Here is a 16,599-nt window from a genome sequence, read left to right as displayed (position 1 = left end):
GCCGCTAGTCGTGCCTCCGGGAATCGAGGCTCGCCGGGCCCGCGCCGTTGCCGGCAAGGAAGGCGAAGATCAGAGCGTAGAGGAGCGCGAGCTCGCCGCCGTTCTGGATCGGCGCACCGCCCCTGGGCAGGTGGACCGTCACGAAGGCGAAGAGCATCTCGAGCAGTACCAGGACAGCCACTGGACGGGTGAAGAGTCCCAATACCAGAAGGAGTCCGCCGCCGGACTCGAGCACGCCGGCCAGCCCCATCAAGGAAACCAACGGCGCGGTGCCGCCCGTGGGTCCCATACCCCCGAAGAGACCGAACAGCTTCTGCAGGCCATGTTCCATGAAGAGCAGTCCGGCCCCAATGCGCAGCAGGGCGTGCAGCGCGGGTGCCCACCGGCGCGCCGGCGTGTGATGGCGCAGACGGTGGCCGACAACCGGTCTCGGCGGTGTGTACGTGTCGGTCATGGTGCTTCCCTCCAGCGGGTACAAACGGGGAGGATAGGCCCCCCTCGGGTGAGCAGCGGTGACCGGGGTCACGAGAGAGACGAGCTGTGCGGCTGGGGCAAAGGTAGGGAGCTCCGATGACGCTGGACACGTTTTCGACGGCCCGCCTCCGGGCCGAGCGCCTCACCGACGGGCATCTCCCCGAGCTCCGGCGCATGGATCAGGACCCCCGGTTCATGGCGCACCTGGGAGGCGTGCGGGACGGGGAGGGCACGGCCGCATACCTCGGCTGGAACCTGGAGCACTGGGCCGAGTACGGGTTCGGGCTCTGGATGCTCCGAGACTCGGAGACCGGTGGCATGGTGGGTCGGGCGGTGCTGCGCCATCTGGACGTCGAGGGCGTCGACGAGGTGGAGGTAGGCTACGGATTTGTACCCCAGGTCTGGGGCCGTGGCCTGGCCACCGAGGTGGCTCGCGCCTGCGTGAGCCTCGGCCGCGAACGGCTGGGGCTCGCCACGATCGTGGCGGTCACCCGTCCGGAACACGCGGCCTCGCAGCGGGTGATGCGGAAGGTGGGCCTGGTGTACGAGCGGGAGTTCCTCCACGCGGGATCGCCGCACCTGCTCTTCCGCACGCGCGATGGCGACGTTGCCCCGGTGTCACGGACGGTATGAAGCCACCCAGCTCACTCGATAGAGACCCCCAGGTGTCCGTCCGATTGGCGCTGTCGTCGGACGCCGCCGCACTCGCCCGGCTCCGCTACGAGTTCCGGGCCGGCATCGCCGAGGCCGCCGAGTCTGAGGCGGCGTTCGTCGAGCGCTGCACAGCCTGGATGGGCGAGCGTCTCCACCCGCGCGGGACCTGGCGCTGTTGGGTGGCCGAGTCGGGCAAGGCGATCGTCGGCAGCATCTGGCTCCAGCTCATCGAGAAGCTGCCCAATCCGGTGGGGGAGCTCGAGCGTCACGGTTACATCAGCAACCTCTACGTGCAGCCGCTCCAGCGCGGAAGCGGGCTCGGTTCGGCGCTGCTGGCGGAGTGCTTGCGGGAGGCCGACGCCCTGGGGGTGGACGCGGTGATCCTCTGGCCCACGCCACAGAGCCGGAGCCTGTACGCGCGGCACGGCTTCGCCGTCCGCGACGACCTCATGGAGCGGCGGGGGTGAGGCGGCTCGGTCCCCCGGGGGTCAAAGCGACCCGAGGAACGCCAGCAGCGCCGCCCGCTGCTGGGCCGACATGCCGAGCACCCGATCTTGCGATGCCGCGGCCTCGCCCCCATGCCATAACACCGCCTCGAGCAGCGAGCGCGCCCGCCCGTCATGCAGGAAGTTGGTGTGCCCGTTCACCGTCTCTACCAGTCCGATGCCCCAGAGTGGCGGGGTCCGCCACTCGCTGCCCGATGCCTGGAAGTCCGGCCGTTGGTCCGCCAGGGCCGGGCCCAAGTCGTGGAGCAGGAGGTCGGTATAGGGATGGATCACCTGGTTCGAGACTTCCGGAATCCCCGCCAAGCTGCCGGTACGCAGCGTCGGCGCGTGACAGTCGTCGCACCCCGCCGCGTAGAACTCGCTCTCACCCTGCCGGGTCAGTGGTTCGGAGAGATTCCGCCGCGCCGGCACGCCCAGGGTGCGGGCATAGAACGCGACGTCCTGGACGGTCTGGTCATCGACTTCCGGCGGGTGCGCCGTGCACCCGGCGTATTCCCCTTCGCAGGATTCGGCACTGAAGAGGGGTGACGTGATGCCCATGTCGCCGTTGTAGGCGCCGGCGGTCTGCTGCACCAGGTTGGGAACGTTCGCCTTCCAGCCGAAGCGTCCCAGCGCCGTGCGCTGCAGGACCTCGTCCCAGACATAGTTGGGCCGGCCCGACACCTTGAAGGTGTGCACCTTCTTGCTGGCGAGCGCGAGCACGTCGGCCTCGGGCACCGCCTCGAGCAGGCCGAGTCCGAAGACGAAGGGAGCGACTCGTGGCGAGAGCAGCACGCCAGCCGGCAGCGCCGCGTAGCCGTTGGAGATCGTATAGTGTGGCACTTGGAGGTGATAGGCGGTGCCATCGGTGAAACTGCCGGCCGAGTCCGTGTAGGAGACACCGGCATAGACCTCCGGCGTGAAATCAGGCACCGCCCTCAACTGGAGCTGAGTGCCGAAGCCCGGCACCGCGACGGGCCCGTTGTGCGGGCCGGTTCCGGCCACGCTGGCACGGAAGAGCAGGGAGCTGAACGGCTCGCCGCTGGCGGGCGGGCGTCCTCGTCCATCCCCTTCATGGCAGGCTTCGCAGGACACGTTGTCGAACACCGGGCCCAGCCCGGCGTTCGCCGCCGCGGGCGAGGGCACGAACTCGACCTCGAACTCCGCGTCGCCGGTCTCGTGCCGCGCGAGGCTCAGTGCCTGGAGGTTGGGCGCGGCGAGTGAGAAGGCCTCCACCGTGGCGTCGAAGACGGTGGCCGCGCCGCCGGAGAGGGCCGTGCGGGCGCTGAGGCCGCGGGTGTCGAAGGAGAGCTCCAGCGTGGAAGTGGAGAGCGTGTCGTTGGAAGCGAGTGCGGGTTGATCCGGCGCCATGACGCTGGTGTCATCCGAGCAGGCGATGATCCCGAGCGCCAGAAGAACGAGGGGTATACGCGTCATAGAGACCCCAGTCTTGGAGAACAGGGTATGCACGTCATGCCTCCGCTCGGGACTTCACTGAGCGGGAGACGCGCACTCCGACAGGACCAAAGACCGGCCTGTCAGGCGTGCCTACGAGTATCGATGAGTACTGGTGGGGGTGGCTGCGACGAGAGCCGATCGATCGCGATGGAACGGACGCCGAGGTGGCGCCATCTCGTTTTCAGGTGCTCGCGACGGCCACACAATGGGAATGGGGCACGCGGCTGTCAAGTGTGTCGCGGCGATACAGGCGGGAAGATAAATGAAGCTGGTGCTGCAGATTCTGCTGCTATCGGATCACGATCAACCCCGATCTCTGTCTGAGCTCGTCGCCGGAGGTGACGGACGGGGCGGAGGCTCAGCCGGACCCGTTCCGATGTGCCGCAACGTTGCCGCCGTTTTCCGCCTGCAGCAACGGGACGCCATTCTTCGCGGGTCCGCCGAGCTCGAGTACCCGGTCCACTCCGCTGGCCGTGATGGCGAACGCGCCGCTCTCGGTGCGCAGGATCCAGCCGTTCTCTCTGAGATACCAGAGGTGGAACTTCATATGCTCCTCCGGGCAGCCGAGGAGGCGCTCGAGCTCCACCACACCGATGCCCGGACGGTCGGGGTCGTTCCGGCGAGCGGTGTAGAGTAGCGTGAGTGCCGCGTCCCGAATCCGGCGATCGGCGGACACGTCACTGACCGAGGTCTCCTGATCGAAGATCCGCCAGCGGAGCTCGCGGACCTGCTCGTACTCCGCGTCGTACTTGGCGCGCAGGTTGGGATGAGAGAGCACCCGGAACGCCTCCATCACCCCTTTGAAGCGCTCGGGATCGCCGCTCTCGGTATTGTCGGGGTGAAATCGCTTGGCCAGATGCCGAAAGATCCGCTGGATCGTCTCGTGATCGGCCCGAGGCGATACCTGTAGAACCTCGTAATGATCCGACTGTTCCGACTCGACCATGGTCTCACCCAGGGGAAGGTGTCGGCGAGCGAACGGCTACGAGCGTCGTATCGGCATCCGGACCAGATGTCGAGAGCTGCGCGCGTCGCCGAGGATCGACGCCTGCTATTCCAGGAGATCGAGGGCACTTATGCAGATTCTGCGCCGCCGCCGTACGCGCCGTCGCGGATATCTCACGCTCGAGTCGGATCGGTAACTCCAACGATCCGACTAACATGATGCGCCATTTGAGGGCCGTCCAGACCCTGGGTGGTGGAGCTGCCGTCGACTGTAGGAAGAATGTTGCAGCGGCGCGGGGTGGGTACGACAACTCTTGCACTCGCGATCGCATCTCCCTACGTGCGGCAGGTTCGCGAGCCGCGCCGGCATTCGCCCTATGCCAGAGTCGGTCAGGTCAGTCGCCGGCTGATCCCGCGCTCCTTCCGGCCGCTCGCAAAGCCTTCCGGCGGGTGATAGCTTACCGCGCTCACCGGAGGAATCATGGACGCCGGCATCCCGATCGTCTGAGCCTGTTGGCCGACTCCCTGCTTCCGCCGGAGCGCTGGCCCGCGCTGCCCGCGCCCCATCGCGAGTTTCTGCTCGCGGCGGTGGGGCGTTGCCGGCAGATGACATCTCTCCTGGGGCTCGCGGCGGGCGGGTCGTTTGCCGTTGGCGGGCTGGACCAATATTCCGATCTCGATCTCCTCGTACTGGTCGACCCCGCGGGCCCGCCGTTCGAGCTCGCCGAACGACTCGGCCTCGCTCGAGCCCTGGGCCCGCTGCTCACCGGCTTCACCGGCGATCACGTGGGCGAGCCGCGACTGTTGATCTGCCTCTACGGACCTCCGGTCCTCCACGTCGATCTCAAGTTCATCACCCCGGATGACCTGCTCGCCCGTGTAGAGGATCCGCTAGTTCTTTGGGAGCGTGACGGCAGCATCAGCGCGGCCCTGGGCCGTGGGCAGGCCGAGTTTCCGGTTCCTGACCGGCAGTGGCTGGAGGATCGGTTCTGGGTCTGGATCCACTATGGGGCCGCGAAGGTCGCCCGGGGAGAGCTGTTCGAGGCGCTCGACATGCTCGCCTTCCTCCGGGCCCGCGTGCTGGGCCCCCTGGCACTCGAGGCCGCGGGGGCCCGGCCCACCGGCGTGCGCCGGCTCGAGTCGGCGGCTCCCGAAGCCGGCCGGAGGCTGCGCGAGGTGGTGGCCTCGTACGATCCGGCCGATTGCTGTCGGGCCCTGCGCTCGGCTGTCGCTCTCTACCAGCAACATCTGGCCGGAGGCTCCGGGCCTGCCTTGGTCCGGCGCAGCGAGGCGGAGGCCACCGCCATCGACTACCTGGCGGAGGTCGAGGCCAGACTGCCGCACCCGGGAGAGAATCGATGACTCCTGCGATCCCGCCGGTGGCGATCGTCACCGCCGCGAGCCGCGGCATGGGCGCTGCTTGCGCGCGCGAGCTGGCGCGGCGGGGTTACCGGCTCGCGCTGCTGGCGCGGTCGGCGGAGGTAGAGGCGCTCGCGGCGGAGCTGGGTGGCGTCGCGGTGCGAGGCTCGGTCACGGATGCGGATGCGCTGGAACGCGTGGTCGAGGCGGCACGCCTCAAATTCGGACAGGTAGACGCGGTGGTGAACAATACCGGCCATCCGCCCAAGGGCGACCTGCTGAGTCTGAGCGATGAGGAGTGGCACGCCGGGCTCGACTTGCTGCTTCTGGCTGTCGTGCGGATGGCGCGGCTGGTGACTCCGCTGATGCTGACGCAGGGGAGTGGAGCGATGGTGAACATTTCCAGCTTCGCCGCCGCGGAGCCGGGCCTGGGCACTCCGGTCTCGTCCACCCTGCGCTCGGCACTAGGCAGCTTCGCCAAGCTCTACACCCAGCGGTATGGCTCCGGGGGGCTGCGGATGAACAACATCCTGCCAGGCTGGATCGACACCTACGCCGTGGCGCCGGAGGTGGTGGGGACGATTCCGGCCGGGCGGCCGGGCACGGCGGACGAAGTGGCGCGCGCCGCCGCGTTTCTCCTCTCCTCGGAGGCGAGCTACATCGCGGGGCAGAGTCTGCTGGTGGACGGCGGCCTGGTGCGGGCGGTCTGAGCCGTGGCGACGACCTGCCGCCTCGGCCCGCGCTCCTCAATCGATGTCGATGGCCGACGAATCGGTGGGCAGGCGCACCGTGCTGCCGCTCCAGGTGGCCCAGGTGAGCGGGCAGCCGAAGCCGAACGGTGGATCGGGATGCCCGGCGCGGTCGAGCAGATCGTGCAGCATCTCATGGCGGACTACCATCTCGTTCTGGGTCCAATCGGCGGCGATGAAGATTTCGTGGTCCGGCTCCCAATGCCCGGCGCACTTGCCACTCGAGCAGGAGAAGCTGTGTCCCGGGACCACCTGCCAGCGCACCCGATCGAAGTCGCCCACCAGGCCGGAGCAGGCCTGCGTCTTCGCCCACCATTGGCGGTACACGGCGGGCGCATCCATCGGCCTCTCCCCCGCGGGATCGAAGCCGCAGGCGATCACGGCGAGGAGCAGCGAGGCCGGTATCAGGCGAAGGAGTGGTTGGCGAGTCACGTCGTTTGTCAAGGCAACCGACGTGCCGTCGATCAGACGTTCGGCAAACGCTTGACTGGCAATGACAACGGCGCCCCGTGGCGAGCATGGCCGGAGGCCGACGGGGCATGATGCGGCGTCTCTGCGTCTTCTGCGGGTCGAATTCGGGCCACGCTCCTGCCTATCGCTCGCTCGCTGTGCAACTGGGGCAGACGCTGGCCCGGCGGAGCATCGAGTTGGTGTACGGCGGCGGCCGGGTGGGACTCATGGGCGTGCTGGCGGATGCTGCGCTCGAGGCCGGCGGCGTGGTCATCGGAGTGATCCCGCAAGCGCTGCTGGACCGGGAGATCGGCCACCGGGGACTCACCGAGCTCCAGGTGGTCGGGTCGATGCACGAGCGCAAGGCGATCATGGCGGAGCTGGCCGACGGTTTCGTGGCACTCCCCGGAGGGATCGGTACGCTAGAGGAGCTGTTCGAGGTGTGGACCTGGGCACAGCTCGGTCTCCACGCCAAGCCCTGCGGGCTGCTCGAGGCCGAGGAGTTCTTCGCGCCGCTGGTCCGCTTCCTCGATCACCTGGTGGCCACCGGCTTCGTCTCACCGGCCCATCGCAGGATGCTGGTGACCGCAGGGTCGCCCGACGAGCTGCTCGCCCGGTTCGCCAGCTATGAGGCGCCCAGGGTGGGCAAATGGGTCGAGCCGTCGGAGACCTGAGAGCAGTAGGCGCCGCGTCCCCGGTCTCGTACGCGCGCCGGCTGGGACTCTTCTCCGGCACGATGGCCGTCGTCGGTGGCATCATCGGCGGCGGCATCTTCCGCACGCCGGCTGCCGTGGCGGAGCGGGTCGGCTCCCCGGGGCTGGCGCTCGCGGCCTGGGTCATCGGCGGTGTCGTCGCGCTGATCGGGGCCTTCTGCTACGGTGAGCTGGGGCAGCGCTGCCCCAAGGCGGGCGGGGGATACGTCTACCTGCGGGAGACCTGGGGGCCGCTCCCTGCATTTCTCTATGGCTGGGGGTTGCTCCTGGTCATCGCCACCGGGGCCATCGCGGCGGTCGCGGTCACCTTTGCCAATTACGCGCTGGCGCTCGCCGGCCTCTCCGAACGGCTCACCACGCCGGTGGCCGTCGGTGCGATCATTCTGCTCACGGCAGTGAACTACCGGGGCGTCCGGCCGGGCGCCTTCACCCAGAATATCTTCACCCTCCTCAAGCTCGGCGCGTTGGCCGTTCTGATCGCGGCTGGACTGCTGGCGAACCCTGCTCCGACTGCGATCGCCGCTCCCCCGGCGGCGGCGGGTTGGCCGGCGCTGATCGTGAGCGTCGGGGCCGCGCTGGTGCCGATTCTCTTCACCTACGGCGGCTGGCAGCAGACCAACTTCATCGCCGAGGAGATCATCCAGCCGGAACGGAATCTCCCGCGCGCGCTGGTGGCCGGAGTGAGCGTCGTGGTCACCGTCTACCTGCTGGCCAACCTGGTGTACCTGCGCGTCCTCGGTCTGCCCGCGCTGGCCCGGAGCTCGGCCCCGGCGGCGGACGCGATGCGGGCGGTGCTGGGCCCCGCGGGAGGAAGGCTGATCGCCGCGGGCATCGCGGCGTCCACCTTCGGGTTCCTCAACCTCGTCATTCTGGTCACCCCCCGGGTGATTCAGACAATGGCGGCGGACGGGGCGTTCCTGCCGCGGCTCGCCGTGCTGCACCCGGTGCACCGGACACCCGCCGCGGCGCTGTTGCTCCAGGCGGCCTGGGCAATCGTGCTCACCGTCTCCGGCAGCTTCAGCCAGCTGGTCGACTACGTTGCGTTCGGCGACTGGATTTTTTTCGGGCTCACGGTGGCGGGGCTGTACGTCTATCGCGCCCGGGACCGGGCCGAGGGCGTGGTGGCCGGCCCGCGCGCGTTCAGGGTGCCGGGATATCCCTGGACACCGGGCCTCTTCGTCGGGGCGGCACTCTATGTCGTTGCGAGCTCGGTTGCCGCCAATCCGACCAACGCGCTGATCGGCACCGGCTTGCTCGGACTGGGGGTGCCGGTGTACCTGTTCTGGAAGCGGCGTTCGGCGGGGGTGCCGGCTGGCTGAGGTCGAGGGTCGATCTGGCGAGAAGGGCTCCCGCGCCGTAAACTGCATTACCAACTCCCACGACAAGAGAATCGTCCGCGGCTCGATACGCGGCCCCAGAGCGGGTCGCGATCATCGACCCGTCGCCGAGCTCCGAGATCCGCCGGTGCCTCACCGCCTGACACTCATCGCCGTTGCCGGACTCACGCTGGCCGGCTGTACCGCTCAACTCAACACCACGCAGCTCGCCGGCGGACCGCGACCGGTGCGGCTGCGGATGCGGCCGGCCGTCTTGCACAACGGATTCGAGACCGTGGTCACGGTGGAGAGTCCCGGCTCGGACAGCATCGCGCTCGAGTCGGTCAACGGACTGGACCGCTACTGGACCACTGGGCCGCTGCTCCGGGCCTCGCTGAGCGGCGGTTTCGGTGACTCCCTCCCGCGGATCCTGTCCGCCGCGCGCTGGCATGGCCGGCTGCTCGACCGGATGGTCAAACCCGCCCGCATCGTGGCCTGCCGGGCCGGTCAGTGCCGGGAGTTCTATCACGAGTTCCCGGTCCAGTTGTTCGAGCGCAACCGGCGCAAGGTGGTGCTCGCCGCGGGCTGGAGCACGATGTTCGCCCGCCGTGCGGTGACCGGTGAGCGGGAGAGCGTGCTCTTCAAGGAGGCGCTGAACAACACCGTCTGGACGGTGCAGGCCGACATGGCCGCGCACAACTGGAGCGCGCAACTCCAAGGCTACATCGGACCCGACGAGCAGGGAGGACATCTCGATCTCTCCCGGGTGCTCAAGCACGGGGGCGAGGCCCTGGGGTACGGGATCGCCTTTCATGCCGGCATCGCACGCAGCGGGTGGCTGCCCGAACACAGCAGTCCGCTGCTCATCGACCGAACGGTCTATCAGTTCAGCGCGGGCCCCAGCGTCATGATCAAGGGGATCACGGCCAGCTCCCAGCTCGGGATCTACACCGACGGGCGCGAGGCGCTCCAGGTGGTGAGCACCCGGGTCGCGGTGAACGGCGACCTCACCCAAGTGCGGAGCCCGGTCACGCTGGCCGCGGAAAAGACGTTCTCGTTCGGATCGGGAGCCGTGGTCTCCCGGCGGCGGGACGCGGTCGAACGGCTCACGGCATCGCTGGACCTGCTCGATAACTTCGCGCTCAACCTGGGACTGACCAATCACCGGAGCGCCTGGCCGAACGCCCAGCCGGCGTCCGACATCCGCGCCTCTGAGATGCTGATCACGCTGGGCGGCCAGTACTCGGTCAGCTGGTAGTTCTCCGCCTGGTCCAGACGCAAACCGGGCCGGCTCACGCCGGCCCGGTTTGTTCCATCGGTACGCTCCCGCGGCTACGCTCCCCCGCCCGGCACTCGGGCGCGGGCCCTGTCAGGGCGCTGTGCCGAGCGGGAAGGCGGAGGGAAGGCCGTTCGCCACGGTGGTTGCCGCCGCGCTGCATTCGGGATGGCCCCAGCCGCTGGTGCTGGTCCCGTCGGGCTGGATGTCGTAGACGATGTTGTCGTCGCCGCTCACCGGGTTGACGCCGCCGGGCACGAAGTCGAGGCCCAGCGCGTCCCGCAGCTTCCACGCGATGTTGTGGTCGGCGCAGGAGGTGTCGCCGCTGACGCCGACCGCGCCGATCAGCTCGCCACTGGAGTCGTAGAGCGCCAGCCCTCCGCCGAACACGTTGATCCCGCCGATGCGCTTGCCGACCATGAAGTCGCTGTCGGTCCCGTAGTCATCGGCGTTGCCGCCATACGCCACCGACGGGTCGACCGGGTTGCTCTCCTGCAGACCGAACAGGGTCCCGCCGGGCTGCGTGGCGGAGTAGAGATTGGCCGTCGAGAGCGCCAGCCCGGGCAAGCTGAACGCGTTCGCCGTGTTCGCCTTCTGCGCGGAGATGACCCGCGAGCCAGGCCACTGGTCGCCTTCCTTCGCGCCGGTAAACGCGACCGCGCGCACGATGCCGCTCCGGTCCACCACGGTGGCCCACATGTTGAGATTGAAGCCGCCGTTGGGGTCCGTCGTGTCCTGCGCCGTCTGCAGCGCCGTGAGCAACTGCGCCTGGGTCGGCAGATTAGCACTGCCGGACGGCCCCACCCCTCCATCGTTGTTGTTGTCGTCGCTGCAGGCCGTAAGACCGAAACTCAGACTCGCCGCCATGATCGCCATGGCCGCGCTGCGGCGGATCGCACACGGACTATGCATCGCTGTCTCCCTTTCTACGAGAAGGGACCGGTGCTGCGGGGAAAAACACTTGGTGACGTAGGGCTGGTACGGCGGTCAGGCCTGCACTGGTCTATATGTCCCGCGGCGAGCGGCGGAGCTAGGCGGAACAAAGATGACCAGGCAAGCCACCAACGTAGGAACTAGCAGATGTCAGGTCAAGCGTGGGTCTGGGCGGGCGCCTTCAGTGGCTGCTGAACTCCTCCATCGCGCACAGGTTGAGGAAGGCGGCGAGCTCCTCCGCCTCGCGCGGCGTGTTGACCATGATCACGGTCTCGCCACGTTGCACCTGGGGGATGAACCCCAGGCCTCCTCGGCCGGGCTTCTTGAGTGGCTTGGTGGTCACCTGCCACGGACCCTCCTGCAGGTCCGCCACCGGGTTCTCGGTCCCCAGCACTTCCGCGATGAACCGGCGCAGCAGGGTAGAGTCGCGCCGGAGCCGGCCGCGCGGCCGGCGCTGATGCCGGATGAGGGCCGCGAGCTCGAGCGAAGCACGCTGGCAGTAAGTTTGCGGTGCGAGTTCCTCCATCGCTCGGACGCCTCACCTGGTGGGGTAGGTATAACTTAAGTTGTCCAACCGGTTTGGCTAGCATGGGCAGGCTCGCCGAGTACCGCGGATCCTCTGGCAGGATCCTGGCGTTTCGAGTGGGGCGCCGATGTGGCCCACCGGCATCGCCCGGCTGCGCGTTGCGCCCGGTGAGCAGCTGAGGATGCAGATCGCGGGATGTCAGACGTCTCCAGAGCGGCAAATCAGACCCTTCCTTTCAGGTGCCTCATGAGCGGCCGATTCAGCCCAATCCGACCGGCCACTCTTCTCCTCGCGTTGCTCCTGGGCTGCGGTGGAGACCCCACCGGTCCATCCACCGGCAGCCTGGCCGTGCAGGTCAGCGGCCTCCCGGCGGGCACCTCCGCCGACCTGGTGGTCACCGGCCCAGGCGGCTTCAACCGCCCGCTCGCAGCGTCTCAGACGCTCACGGCACTCACGCCGGGCACCTATACCATCGCCGCCTCCAGCGTGTCTGCCGGGAGTACTGCCTTCGTGGCCACGCCGGCATCGCAGTCGGTGGCGGTGAGCAAGAGCGATACACCCTCGACCGCCTCGGTCAGCTATGGCACCGCCAGCGGCGCCCTCACCGTCACCGTGGTGGGACTGCCGCCCGGTACCGCGGCCGCCGTCACCGTCTCCGGGCCCAACGGCTTCTCCCAAAGCGTCACGGCCACGCAGACGCTCACCGGGCTCGCGCAGGGCAGCTACGTCGTCGGCGCCGGGCCGGTGTCCTCCGGAGGAGCCCAGTACAACGGCACTCCCGCCAGCCAGACCGTGGCGGTGGCCGGCAACACAACCTCGTCGGCCGGTGTGGTCTACAGCACGGGAGCGGTGGGCAGCCTCAATCTGCGGATCGACGGCCTGTATCTCACTCAGAGCGTGCAGACCTATTCCGGCAGCGTGCCACTGGTGAAGGGTCGCGACGGTTATCTCCGGGTGTTCGTCACCGCCAACCAGATCAATGCCTCCAGGCCCACCGTTCGGGTCCGCTTCTTCAACAGCGGCCTGCTGACCTCGACGGTGACCATCAATGCGCCCAGCGGGTCGGTGCCCCAGTCGCCTGACGAAGGCACGCTCAACAGCTCCTGGAACATCCCGGTCTCCGGGGCGCTGATCCAGCCGAACCTCTCGATCCTGGCCGACGTCGATCCGACCAATGCGATCGCCGAATCGAACGAGACGGACAACGTGTTCCCCGCGTCGGGAACGGCACTCGCCTTGAGCGTGCGCACCACCCCCACCTTCAGGGTCCACCTGGTTCCGATCAAGCAGAGCAACGGGTCGGTGGGCAACGTGACCTCGGCGAACAAAGACCAGTTCCTCACCACCACAATGAAGATTCATCCTCTTGCCGCGTACGATGCCGACGTCCGGGGCACGCCTTACACCACCTCCGCGCCGGTCGTCGACGCCAACAACACCAACAACGCGTGGACCACCATCCTGAGTGAACTGTCCACGCTGCGGAACACCGATGGCAGCAGCCGGTACTACTTCGGCGTGCTCCATCCCGGCTACACCAGCGGAGTCGCTGGGATCGGGTATGTGGATGGGAGGGCCGCGATGGGGTGGGATTACCTGCCGAGCGCAGCGAACGTGGCGGCGCACGAGTGGGGACACAATTGGGGAAGGAACCACGCTCCCTGCGGCGGTCCCACTGGAGTCGACCCGGATTATCCCTACGCCAACGCGGCCATCGGGGTCTACGGCTTGGACGTGACCGCCTCCACGCCCACGCTCAAGCCGCCCACCGCCACTGACGTGATGGGGTACTGCAACAACCAGTGGATCAGCGATTACACCTATCTCGGCGTGCTCGACTATCTGACGACCAGCCCGGCGGTGGCGTCCGCCTCGGTCCAGGCGGCGCAGCCGTGTCTCCTGGTGTGGGGCCGGATCGTGGATGGCCGGGCGGTGTTGGAGCCTGCCTTCGAGGTCCTGACCCACCCCCGCCTGCCGGCCGGCGCCGGTCCCTACACCGTGGAAGGCACCGACGAGTCCGGATCCCGCGTGTTCAGCCTGAGCTTCACCCCGGAGCAGGTGGCGGATGATCCGCATGGCGCCCAGCTCTTTTCCTTCGCGATCCCCCTCCCGTCGGAGCGCGTCACCCGCATCGCTTCACTGCGGATGGCGGGCGAGGGGCGGGCGGCGCAGACCCGGCGCAGCTACTCGATGACCCGCCAGATGCGCTCGGCGCCCGTGTCGCTGGAGGCGCGCCGCAGCGCGCCGGGCCGGGTCGCCCTCCGGTGGGATGCGAGCCGTCATCCGATGGTGATGGTTCGAGACGCGAAGACCGGCGAGGTGTTGTCGCTGGCCCGCGGTGGTGCCACCGAAGTCTTCACCGACAAGAGCGACCTCGATCTGGTGCTCTCCAACAGCGTCCAGAGCCGGCAGCTCAGAGTGGTGGTCCCACGCTGATGCCGCGGCGCCGCGCCATGCTCATCCTCGCGGGCAGCCTCGCCGGATGTGCTCCACGGCCCCCGGCGCCGGTGCCCGTGTCGGCGGGACAATCTGCCTCCGCGGCGACCGACTCCGCGGCGACGGATTCCGCGGTGCTGACGCTGGAGCGCACGCCCTGCTTCGGAGCCTGCCCGGTCTACCGGGTCACCGTGTCTGCCGACGGCACCGTACATTTCCAAGGGAAATCGTTCGTCTCGCATCTCGGATCCGCCCTCGCGCATATTCCCAAGGCGCGGATGGACAGCCTGATCGCCGAGCTGGATGCTGGGGGCTATTTCCGTTTCGACGAGCGATACGTGCCCGGGTCCCCAGCCTGCGGGAATGCCGCCACCGACCTGCCCACGGTCACCACCTCGGTCACCCTCGGCGGCCGAACCAAGCGGATCGAGCATTACCGAGGCTGCTCCGCCGCGCCCCTGAGCCTGAGCCGGTTGGAGGACAGGATCGATGAGGTCCTGAACACTCGGCGGTGGGTCGGGCAGGGACGCTAGGGCCGGGCTCCTCCAGAGCCAGGCGTGCCCAGTGGGCAGAGCATCACCACCGCACTGCTCGGGCATACACTGCTGAATTCTCCTGAGGCGCGAATCTCCGCCGGCACTTTCTCGCGCGCCACCGGCATGAATCCGAGCCTGGGGAAGTAGCTCGCCCCCGTCGTCGTCAGGAGGTACACCTCCTCCAGCCCTTCCTGCCCGGCCCAGTCCAAACGATCGCGCACTAAAGCCTCACCGATCCCACGGCCGCGCCGATCCGGCGCAGTGATCACCGAGCGCAGCAGCCCGTACCGGCCGTACCGCTCCACGCCGGCCGCGCCCGTCAGCCGGCCCGACTCGACAGCCACCGCATAGCCGCTGCCGAACTGATCCTCCAGTCCATCCAGAGGCAAGGCGGCATCCGCCAGTAGCCTTCGAACCGCGTCGAGGTCCTCCCGACGTGCCGGTCGGATCTCCATGGTCTCACATCCTTCCAATGGCCTGTGTCTGGGTCCGCCGCCCCGGATCCAGCCGGTCCCGAACTGCATCCCCCAGCAGCGTGGCCGCCACGACGACCAGCACCAGCGCCACCCCGGGTGCCGTGGCGACCCACGGCGCGTTCACCAGGGTGTCCCGCCCGGAGGCGATCAGATTCCCCCACGACGGCGTCGGCGGCTGCACGCCGAGACCGAGAAAGGAGAGGCCGGCCTCGAGCAGAATTGCGTTCCCGAGGCCCAATGCGGCCGCCACGATGACCGGCGTCAGCGCGTTCGGCAGGATGTGCCGCAGCAGGATTCGTGGCCCCGGTACCCCCAGCCCGACGGCGCTCTCGACGAACGGTCTGACCGCGAGGGCCCGCACTTCTCCATGCACCAGGCGAGCGATCGTCATCCAGCCGGTCACGCCGAGCACCACGATCACCAGCCAGGCGCTCGGCTGCCACAGCGAAGCGAGCAGCAACAGGAGGACGACCCGGGGGAGGGCCAGGGCGAAGTCGGTGAGCGCGAGCAACGCCGCCCCGGCCCAGCCGCGCCAGAAGCCGGCCAGTGCGCCGACCGCCACGCCGAGCAGCACCGAGATCAGCACCGCCAGCGCGCCCACGCCGAGCGAGACCCGGGCGCCGAACAGGAGCCGGGCCCACACGTCCCGGCCGAAGCGGTCGGTGCCCAGGAGATGGAGGGTGCCCCCTGCGTCCGCGCTCAACGGCGGGAGGAACCGGGTGGTCACGATGTCACGATGGACGAATGGATCGCCGCCGATCCACGGCGCACCGAGCGCGGCCAGCACCGCGAGGCCGAGCACGCCCAGGCCGAAGGCAGCCCGTCGGTCTCGGAGGAGCGACCCGCTCATCGAACCCGAGGGTCGGCCCAGCTCACCAGCAGCTCGGCGAGAAGATTCCCCAGCACCACCAGCACTGCGCTCACCGCGGTCGCGGCCATCACCACCGGATAGTCGCGAGCCTGGACGCCCTCGACCAGGACTCGGCCGACCCCGGGCCAGGCGAAGATCGCCTCGATGAAGACCGCGCCTGAGAACAGGGTTGGCAGCGAAAGCCCGAGCAGCGTCAGCACCGGGATGAGCGCGTTCCGCAGCACGTGCCGCAGCGCGATGCGCGTCTCCGAGAGCCCCTTTGCTCGTGCGATGGCGACATAGGGCAGCCCGGCCACGTCGAGCATGGCGCCCCGAACGAACCGCGCCGTGCCCCCGATGCCGATCAGCGTGAGGGTGGCGAGGGGAAGGACCAGGTGGCGGAGCCGGTCGGCCTCACGCTCCCAGCCGGTCAGAAAGTCCGCATCGAACCCGGCGGAGCCGAAGGCCGGCAGCAGCTTCAACTGATAGGTGAAGAGCATGACCAGCATGAGACCCAGCCAGTAGCCCGGCAGCGCGAAGAGCGCGACGCTCAACACGGAGAGCGCGGCATCCAGACCGCCGCCCCGGGTGGCCTGCACCGCGCCCACGGCGATGCCGAGCAGGTAGCTGAGCAGCAGGGAGATGCCGACCAGCCGCACGGTGGCGGGCCACGCCTCGCCCAGCATGGCGCGCACCGGCCGGCCGGTGGCGATGCTGGTGCCCCAATCGCCCCGGGCGAAACGGCTGAGCCAGGCGGCGTATTGCAGGGGGAGCGGCCGGTCGAGCCCCAATGCGTGCCGCTGGCTCGCCACCTGCTCGGCCGTCGCGGCCGGTCCCACCAGGAGCAGGGCGGGGTCACCGGGCGCCAGTCGAAGCAGGAAGAACATCAGGGTCACCACGCCGAGGATGACGCTGATGCCGGTGAGCGCGCGGCGTGCCAGCAGGGACATGCCGGGCAATTTA

At 68.8% G+C, this 16,599-nt stretch carries 18 protein-coding genes; 9 read left to right on the top strand and 9 right to left on the bottom strand.

The window, feature by feature from the left end:
- Window positions 1–4: 4 nt before the first annotated feature.
- The gene (locus VHR41_03140) at window positions 5–454 is read right to left on the bottom strand and encodes a DoxX family protein (protein ID HEX3233166.1); all 450 of its coding nucleotides are present in this window, start codon (window positions 452–454) and stop codon (window positions 5–7) included.
- Between the two features lie 116 nt (window positions 455–570).
- On the opposite strand from VHR41_03140, the gene VHR41_03135 reads away from it, so the two are divergent.
- Both VHR41_03135 and VHR41_03130 read left to right on the top strand, forming a co-directional pair.
- Complete coding sequence (locus tag VHR41_03135; GenBank protein ID HEX3233165.1) at window positions 571–1,107, top strand: GNAT family N-acetyltransferase; 537 nt, start codon at window positions 571–573, stop codon at window positions 1,105–1,107.
- 32 nt (window positions 1,108–1,139) lie between these two features.
- On the top strand, window positions 1,140–1,595 hold the full coding sequence (locus VHR41_03130) for a GNAT family N-acetyltransferase (protein HEX3233164.1): 456 nt from the start codon (window positions 1,140–1,142) through the stop codon (window positions 1,593–1,595).
- Between the two features lie 21 nt (window positions 1,596–1,616).
- Here the strand turns inward: VHR41_03130 and VHR41_03125 are convergent, their stop codons facing one another.
- Both VHR41_03125 and VHR41_03120 read right to left on the bottom strand, forming a co-directional pair.
- Window positions 1,617–3,050, bottom strand: a complete 1,434-nt coding sequence (locus VHR41_03125; protein HEX3233163.1) for a di-heme oxidoredictase family protein — start codon at window positions 3,048–3,050, stop codon at window positions 1,617–1,619.
- Window positions 3,051–3,429: 379 nt separating this feature from the next.
- A complete protein-coding gene (locus tag VHR41_03120) occupies window positions 3,430–4,017 on the bottom strand; it encodes a DnaJ domain-containing protein (protein HEX3233162.1) in 588 nt (195 codons plus the stop codon).
- 512 nt (window positions 4,018–4,529) lie between these two features.
- Here VHR41_03120 and VHR41_03115 point away from each other — a divergent pair.
- Window positions 4,530–5,378 (top strand): nucleotidyltransferase domain-containing protein, encoded by an 849-nt coding sequence (locus VHR41_03115; protein ID HEX3233161.1) that lies wholly within the window; start codon window positions 4,530–4,532, stop codon window positions 5,376–5,378.
- On the top strand, window positions 5,375–6,085 hold the full coding sequence (locus VHR41_03110) for an SDR family oxidoreductase (protein HEX3233160.1): 711 nt from the start codon (window positions 5,375–5,377) through the stop codon (window positions 6,083–6,085). The genes VHR41_03115 and VHR41_03110 overlap by 4 nt, the downstream gene beginning before the upstream one ends.
- A 36-nt stretch (window positions 6,086–6,121) precedes the next feature.
- Here VHR41_03110 and VHR41_03105 read toward each other — a convergent pair whose 3' ends face one another.
- Window positions 6,122–6,556 carry a hypothetical protein gene (locus tag VHR41_03105; protein ID HEX3233159.1) on the bottom strand — a complete coding sequence of 145 codons (435 nt, stop codon included), beginning with the start codon at window positions 6,554–6,556 and terminating at the stop codon, window positions 6,122–6,124.
- 107 nt (window positions 6,557–6,663) lie between these two features.
- Between VHR41_03105 and VHR41_03100 the strand changes: the two genes are divergently transcribed.
- The 3 genes from VHR41_03100 to VHR41_03090 all read left to right on the top strand — a co-directional run bounded on the left by VHR41_03100 (window position 6,664) and on the right by VHR41_03090 (window position 9,861).
- Window positions 6,664–7,248 carry a TIGR00730 family Rossman fold protein gene (locus VHR41_03100; GenBank protein ID HEX3233158.1) on the top strand — a complete coding sequence of 195 codons (585 nt, stop codon included), beginning with the start codon at window positions 6,664–6,666 and terminating at the stop codon, window positions 7,246–7,248.
- Window positions 7,224–8,606, top strand: a complete 1,383-nt coding sequence (locus VHR41_03095; GenBank protein HEX3233157.1) for an amino acid permease — start codon at window positions 7,224–7,226, stop codon at window positions 8,604–8,606. Before VHR41_03100 ends, VHR41_03095 begins: the two co-directional genes overlap by 25 nt.
- Before the next feature lie 145 nt (window positions 8,607–8,751).
- Window positions 8,752–9,861, top strand: coding sequence for a hypothetical protein (locus VHR41_03090; protein ID HEX3233156.1), 1,110 nt, complete (start codon window positions 8,752–8,754; stop codon window positions 9,859–9,861).
- 111 nt (window positions 9,862–9,972) lie between these two features.
- Here the strand turns inward: VHR41_03090 and VHR41_03085 are convergent, their stop codons facing one another.
- Complete coding sequence (locus tag VHR41_03085) at window positions 9,973–10,791, bottom strand: heme-binding protein (protein ID HEX3233155.1); 819 nt, start codon at window positions 10,789–10,791, stop codon at window positions 9,973–9,975.
- A gap of 202 nt (window positions 10,792–10,993) precedes the next feature.
- The gene (locus tag VHR41_03080) at window positions 10,994–11,338 is read right to left on the bottom strand and encodes a hypothetical protein (GenBank protein ID HEX3233154.1); all 345 of its coding nucleotides are present in this window, start codon (window positions 11,336–11,338) and stop codon (window positions 10,994–10,996) included.
- A gap of 246 nt (window positions 11,339–11,584) precedes the next feature.
- Here VHR41_03080 and VHR41_03075 point away from each other — a divergent pair, with 246 nt between their 5' ends.
- Both VHR41_03075 and VHR41_03070 read left to right on the top strand, forming a co-directional pair.
- On the top strand, window positions 11,585–13,774 hold the full coding sequence (locus VHR41_03075; protein ID HEX3233153.1) for a hypothetical protein: 2,190 nt from the start codon (window positions 11,585–11,587) through the stop codon (window positions 13,772–13,774).
- The gene (locus VHR41_03070; protein ID HEX3233152.1) at window positions 13,774–14,307 is read left to right on the top strand and encodes a DUF6438 domain-containing protein; all 534 of its coding nucleotides are present in this window, start codon (window positions 13,774–13,776) and stop codon (window positions 14,305–14,307) included. Before VHR41_03075 ends, VHR41_03070 begins: the two co-directional genes overlap by 1 nt.
- Here the strand turns inward: VHR41_03070 and arsN2 are convergent.
- From arsN2 to VHR41_03055, 3 genes are read right to left on the bottom strand one after another with little or no spacing between them, the layout of a single operon-like run.
- Entirely contained in the window at window positions 14,304–14,765 is a 462-nt protein-coding gene (gene arsN2 / locus VHR41_03065) for an arsenic resistance N-acetyltransferase ArsN2 (GenBank protein HEX3233151.1), read from the bottom strand. The genes VHR41_03070 and arsN2 overlap by 4 nt on opposite strands.
- A 4-nt stretch (window positions 14,766–14,769) precedes the next feature.
- Complete coding sequence (locus tag VHR41_03060) at window positions 14,770–15,636, bottom strand: ABC transporter permease (protein HEX3233150.1); 867 nt, start codon at window positions 15,634–15,636, stop codon at window positions 14,770–14,772.
- Window positions 15,633–16,586: an ABC transporter permease gene (locus tag VHR41_03055; protein ID HEX3233149.1), complete on the bottom strand. Its 954-nt coding sequence runs from the start codon at window positions 16,584–16,586 to the stop codon at window positions 15,633–15,635. Before VHR41_03055 ends, VHR41_03060 begins: the two co-directional genes overlap by 4 nt.
- Between the last annotated feature and the right edge of the window lie 13 nt (window positions 16,587–16,599).

This window comes from Gemmatimonadales bacterium (assembly GCA_036265815.1).
Lineage (GTDB): Bacteria > Gemmatimonadota > Gemmatimonadetes > Gemmatimonadales > GWC2-71-9 > CAVVWJ01.
Note: the sequence above shows the minus strand (reverse complement) of the source record. Positions and strands in the feature narration are given on the sequence as shown.